The organism is Paraclostridium sordellii, assembly GCF_000953675.1.
In the GTDB taxonomy this organism is placed as follows: Bacteria; Bacillota; Clostridia; order Peptostreptococcales; family Peptostreptococcaceae; genus Paraclostridium; species Paraclostridium sordellii.
The window spans coordinates 3392482-3392730 of sequence record NZ_LN679998.1 but is presented as its reverse complement, the minus strand read 5'-3'; positions in this window follow the sequence as shown (position 1 = coordinate 3392730).

The following is a 249-nucleotide window of genomic DNA, read 5'->3' as shown; positions in this document are numbered from 1 at the left end:
ATCCTCTTTGCTATAGTAACCACATAATCTTTAATAGATTATCATCTATTTAGTTAGAGTTAATACTCTAAAAACTGTATAACATTTATCAGATTAAAAATCCTATGATCATTTCTCCAACATCTAAATATTCATATACATTCATATTTATCCCGTTGCTTAAATAATCTTGGTCAAGTCCTCGATCTATTAGTATCAATAAGCTACATGCATTGCTGCACTTACACCTTTGACCTATCAACCAGGTAG